This window comes from Kluyvera ascorbata ATCC 33433 (assembly GCF_000735365.1).
In the GTDB taxonomy this organism is placed as follows: domain Bacteria; phylum Pseudomonadota; class Gammaproteobacteria; order Enterobacterales; family Enterobacteriaceae; genus Kluyvera; species Kluyvera ascorbata.
This window is the reverse complement of the sequence record NZ_JMPL01000179.1, coordinates 1-5,850: the sequence shown is the minus strand read 5'-3', so window position 1 is coordinate 5,850 and position 5,850 is coordinate 1. Positions and strand designations below refer to the sequence as shown.

The following is a 5,850-nucleotide window of genomic DNA, read 5'->3' as shown; positions in this document are numbered from 1 at the left end:
ACGTTAAATTCAAAAAAAATGATAATAACGTCAACGCAAAACATTTCTTATAACTTCAATAGTAAATATTTTTATGAGTTTCTTACTAGAAACCCTGAACAATATGATTTTGATGTATATTATGTGATTAATAATAAAGAAAAACGTCAAGAGCTTAATAATAAGTATAAAACCATCGATTTATTGAATCCACTTCCCTTAGTGGAGTATTGTTTTGCTTGAATGCGAAATACTGGGTGAGTTCAACTTTTGAATTGCCGGTCAATTCCTTGTATCGCAATAAAAATCGTATAGTATTGCATCTGGGTCATGGTGTACCACTAAAAAAAATTGGACTTAATGAGGAAAACATCCCTTTCCTTAGACGAATTAATCGCATAATCAGAACTCGGCAATTTACCGATATTGTGTGTTATTCAGAAAGATTGAAAAACGATATGGTGAAAACTTTTGCTAATCCAAAAGCTAACTACATTTATCTTGGGCAGCCAAGAAATGATAGTCTTATATCAGATAATCAGTCGATAAGAGATAAATTACGGCAAATCACCAAAGCAGATGTTAATGCGAAATTTATATTGTACGCACCAACATGGCGCCCTTATGCCACAACTAAGTTTTTTCCCTTCAATGTTGATGCCAATCATTTAGAAAAATTCTTAAAGGAAAACAATATATTTGTTTTGACACGGTCACATCCATTCTATCCATCATTTATTGATGATGATTTGAAATCGATACCTAATGTTATTAACTTCAATTCCAGTATTGCACCTGAAATAAGCGATTTCCTTGCAGGTTTTGATGGGTTAATTACTGACTACTCGAGTATTTATATTGATTTTTTAGTGATGGGCCGAAAAGTTGCTTTTATTCCATATGATTATTCAGAATATAAAGAAAAAGTTGGATTCTGTTATCCCTATGAGCAATTTACACCAGGTATGAAGATCATGGACTCAAATGATCTTGAGTCATTCCTTACTTCAGATGATTCGCTTTACAGCAATGAACGTACTGATATTATGAAAATGACCAATACGAAAGCGGTTGGAAATTGTGCAGAGATTGCCGAGTATCTTAAAGGTCGTTGATAACGTGCTCTTTTACTCATGGCTTACAACATTTCGCATCTTCCGGCATCCACTTAGCCGTAAATTGAGTTAACATCTAAATCACACTTAAACCGCGTACAGTTCGCGGTGACCATCCCCTGACAGGAGTATGTAATGTCCAAGCAACAGATCGGCGTAGTCGGTATGGCAGTGATGGGGCGCAACCTGGCGCTCAACATCGAAAGCCGTGGTTATACCGTCTCCATCTTCAACCGCTCCCGTGAAAAAACCGAAGAAGTTGTCGCTGAGAATCCAGGCAAGAAACTGGTCCCTCACTACACGGTCAAGGAGTTCGTCGAGTCTCTTGAAACCCCACGTCGTATCCTGTTAATGGTGAAAGCTGGCGCAGGCACCGATGCTGCTATCGATTCCCTGAAGCCGTACCTTGATAAAGGCGACATCATCATTGATGGCGGCAACACCTTCTTCCAGGACACCATTCGTCGTAACCGTGAACTGTCTGCTGAAGGCTTCAACTTCATCGGTACCGGTGTTTCCGGTGGTGAAGAGGGCGCGCTGAAAGGCCCATCTATCATGCCTGGCGGCCAGAAAGAAGCTTACGAGCTGGTTGCGCCAATTCTGACTAAGATTGCTGCAGTCGCTGAAGATGGCGAACCTTGCGTAACTTACATCGGCGCTGACGGTGCGGGTCACTACGTGAAAATGGTTCACAACGGTATCGAGTACGGCGACATGCAGCTGATTGCTGAAGCTTACTCCCTGCTGAAAGGTGGCCTGAATCTGTCTAACGAAGAGCTGGCAACCACCTTCACCGAGTGGAACGAAGGTGAGCTGAGCAGCTATCTGATCGACATCACCAAAGATATCTTCACCAAGAAAGACGAAGAAGGTAAATACCTGGTTGATGTGATTCTGGACGAAGCGGCAAACAAAGGTACCGGCAAATGGACCAGCCAGAGCTCTCTGGATCTGGGTGAGCCGCTGTCTCTTATCACCGAATCCGTGTTCGCACGTTATATCTCCTCCCTGAAAGACCAGCGCGTTGCGGCATCTAAAGTGCTGTCTGGCCCGCAGGCGAAACTGGCTGGCGATAAAGCAGAGTTCGTTGAGAAAGTGCGTCGCGCACTGTACCTGGGCAAAATCGTCTCTTATGCACAGGGCTTCTCTCAGCTGCGTGCCGCGTCTGACGAATACAACTGGGATCTGAACTACGGCGAAATCGCGAAGATCTTCCGCGCGGGCTGTATCATTCGTGCGCAGTTCCTGCAGAAAATTACCGATGCGTATGCTGAAAACAAAGGCATTGCAAACCTGCTGCTGGCACCGTACTTCAAAAATATCGCTGACGAATACCAGCAGGCGCTGCGTGATGTTGTTGCTTATGCGGTTCAGAACGGTATTCCGGTTCCAACCTTCTCTGCAGCCGTCGCGTACTATGACAGCTACCGTTCTGCGGTACTGCCAGCGAACCTGATTCAGGCTCAGCGTGACTACTTCGGTGCGCATACTTATAAACGCACTGATAAAGAAGGTGTGTTCCACACCGAATGGCTGGATTAATCTGAATTAACCCGCCGCTAAATGCAGGCCCGGAGCGCTCCTCCGGGCTTTTTTATTGCCTAAAAATGGGAATCAGTCAGGTCTGATAGCCGACGTTGTAGTAAATCACGATATACTGGCACCATGCTGATCCGAAACGCCAACCTAACGGCGACGTGTTCACCCTTACATGTTTAACCAGAAGAAGTTACACAACGAATGAAGATAACTATTTCAGGAACAGGTTACGTAGGTTTATCGAACGGTATTCTGATTGCCCAGCACCATGAAGTGGTGGCGCTGGATATCGTGCAGGCCAAAGTCGATATGCTGAATCAGAAGAAATCGCCGATTGCCGATAAAGAGATTGAAGAGTATCTGGCGACGAAATCGCTGAATTTCCGCGCGACGACCGATAAGCATGATGCTTACCGCGACGCCGATTTCGTGATTATTGCCACGCCGACCGACTACGATCCGAAAACCAACTACTTCAACACCGCAAGCGTTGAATCAGTTATCCGTGACGTAACGGAAATCAACCCGAAAGCGGTGATGATCATCAAGTCGACCATTCCTGTTGGTTTTACAAACTCTATCAAAAAGCAGCTCGGTATTGATAACGTCTTCTTCTCGCCTGAGTTTCTGCGCGAAGGCCGTGCGCTGTACGACAACCTGCATCCGTCCCGCATCGTTATCGGTGAGCGTTCAGAGCGTGCCGAGCGTTTTGCGGCACTACTGCAGGAAGGGGCGATTAAGAAAGACATCCCGACGCTGTTTACTGATTCGACCGAAGCCGAAGCTATTAAGCTGTTCGCCAATACTTATCTGGCGATGCGCGTGGCCTACTTCAACGAACTGGATAGCTATGCGGAAAGCCTGGGGCTGAACTCCCGCCAGATTATCGAAGGGGTTTGCCTGGATCCGCGTATTGGCAACCATTACAACAACCCATCGTTTGGCTACGGTGGCTACTGCCTGCCGAAAGATACGAAACAGCTGCTGGCCAATTACGCCGCGGTACCCAATAACATTGTCGGCGCGATTGTAGATGCTAACCGCACCCGTAAAGATTTTATCGCTGACTCTATTCTGGCGCGTAAGCCTAAAGTAGTTGGTGTGTATCGACTGGTCATGAAGTCGGGCTCGGACAACTTCCGAGCCTCCTCTATTCAGGGGATCATGAAGCGTATTAAAGCGAAAGGCATCCCGGTAATTGTGTATGAGCCGGTGATGGAACAGGATGAGTTCTTTAATTCCCGCGTTGTGCGTGACCTGGATGCGTTCAAACAAGAAGCGGATGTCATCATTTCTAACCGTATGGCGGAAGAGTTGTCAGATGTAGCGGAGAAAGTTTATACCCGCGACCTGTTTGGCAATGATTAGAAAAATATAAAATTAGAAGTGAGCAGAGACCAGTTTTTATTGACTGGTCTCTTGCTCTTTTTATGTGCTCGAATATATTATTTTGTCATGATATCAAAAGTATAGTTTTTACCTTCGATAACATCGGTATTAAGATTTTTATATTCGGTCAGTAATTCATCACTTTTTGCAGAACATGTGTCATCTTTCTTCATTCCTATCTTGTGAATATAGCTATAACAAGAATTTAACTTACTCATAAAATTAAAATAAGGAGAAAGTGGCATATGAATAGCTTTCAATATAGATGGTGCCATAAATATTGATTGGATGCGTGGTTTTTGTAGCACTGATTTGTTTATCGGGAAATTACTCCATACAGCAAGTGGCGTCTCATAATATTTTTCATCTTGCATTTTATTATTCTTTATGAATCCAAGATCACTGTAGGTGTCTTGCAAATTGGGCAAATGGTCACCAAAGAAAATGACAATTGTTTTTCTTTTAGACTTTTTTAACTTATCGATAAATTTAATCAGATGCTCATCCGCTCGCTTTACTCCTGTTATGTATGTCTGAAGACGGTTTCTTGATGAACCAGTGAGGTTTGATGGGAGAACGATAGAGCTATCCGCAGGGTATCTATTATCATTATATAATCCATGATTTTCTACTGTTATGGCATAGATAAATTTAGGTTTGGCGTCAGAATTAAGCTCCTTAAATAAAGAATCATAGAGGATTTTATCATGGGCCCATCCGGCAGAGTTTGTTAATCCTCCAGCAGGGTTATCTTTGATCATATCTGATATAGATATAAATTGATGGAACCCAAGTTGAGGGTAGACGAAGCTTCTATTGTAAAAATCTTTGCCATTATTATGCATAGCAATAGATTCGTACCCATTGTTATTAAAGTATCTAGCTAGAGAATAGATCGGTCGCTTGATTTTAGATACATACATTAATTCCCCATCGCTCATTAGTGTGCTTAGCCCAGTTAGAACTTCAAATTCTACATTTGCAGTTTGGCCACCAAATGAAGGGGAGAGCATTTTTGATATTTGTAGTTTATCAATATTTGGTGTTACATCTGGAATATTACCTCCCATCCATGAGGGGTTCCAGTGTGCTTCACTCATTATGATAACTACATCGGGTTTATCCTCTGCCTCTTCAATAGTTGTATTATCTTTATTTATAAATTTCTCAATGTCTGAACGTTGTATATTGACTTGCTTTTTATCATAGAAAATACTATCTAGTGATTTTGATAAGAAGAATGTAGTGAATCCATATATTTTGAAGGACTCATTATCGCCGAGCCAATTTAGTTTAGTATTTGGTAAAGCACCTATGAATTTGCAAGCAACAGGGTATTTATTATTTATACATTGATGAAAGAAACTATTGTTCTTCTTTAAATATATGAATACTGATAACAGTATCAATGTTACGACGGAAGGTATCAATAGAGACGGTTTTTCTTTCTTTTCCTTACGTATAATAAAGAAAGACAATGCTGGGATTAATAATATTAAAGCAATGACTAAATATTTTAATACGGCAGGTGTAGCATCAACAGCCTCTTTGATAAGCAAGAGGTCTCCTGGTATTAAAGGCATCGAAAGAAATTTTTCTTTCATGAAGTTTATAAAGCAAAGTGTAAAGCTCAGTAGTAAAAATAGAACGGTGCTTGCTATCGTTCTACGGCTAAGCATATAAATAATGTTTATTATTGGTAACAGATATAGACCACTAAAAATGCTTCGTGCAACAACACCCATTCCCGTATTAGATCTGGCGAACGAAATCGGGCCATATATTCTAACTGATACAAAATAAACTATGAAACAAAGTAAATAAAAAA

Annotated in this window: 5 protein-coding genes; 4 read left to right on the top strand and 1 reads right to left on the bottom strand. The window is 41.9% G+C overall.

Annotated features, from left to right (window positions below; genetic code table 11):
• The 4 genes from GKAS_RS25210 to ugd all read left to right on the top strand — a co-directional run.
• The coding region (locus GKAS_RS25210) for a hypothetical protein (protein ID WP_210436388.1) at positions 1–222 on the top strand (222 nt) is incomplete at its 5' end.
• On the top strand, positions 219–1,094 hold the full coding sequence (locus GKAS_RS22400) for a CDP-glycerol glycerophosphotransferase family protein (protein ID WP_156105166.1): 876 nt from the start codon (positions 219–221) through the stop codon (positions 1,092–1,094). The genes GKAS_RS25210 and GKAS_RS22400, both read left to right, overlap by 4 nt.
• A 135-nt stretch (positions 1,095–1,229) precedes the next feature.
• On the top strand, positions 1,230–2,636 hold the full coding sequence (gene gndA / locus GKAS_RS22395) for an NADP-dependent phosphogluconate dehydrogenase (protein ID WP_035897610.1): 1,407 nt from the start codon (positions 1,230–1,232) through the stop codon (positions 2,634–2,636).
• Between the two features lie 198 nt (positions 2,637–2,834).
• On the top strand, positions 2,835–4,001 hold the full coding sequence (ugd, locus tag GKAS_RS22390; RefSeq protein ID WP_035897608.1) for a UDP-glucose 6-dehydrogenase: 1,167 nt from the start codon (positions 2,835–2,837) through the stop codon (positions 3,999–4,001).
• Positions 4,002–4,078: 77 nt separating this feature from the next.
• Here ugd and GKAS_RS22385 read toward each other — a convergent pair.
• On the bottom strand, positions 4,079–5,850 hold a 1,772-nt coding region (locus GKAS_RS22385; RefSeq protein WP_051910839.1), incomplete at its 5' end, for an LTA synthase family protein.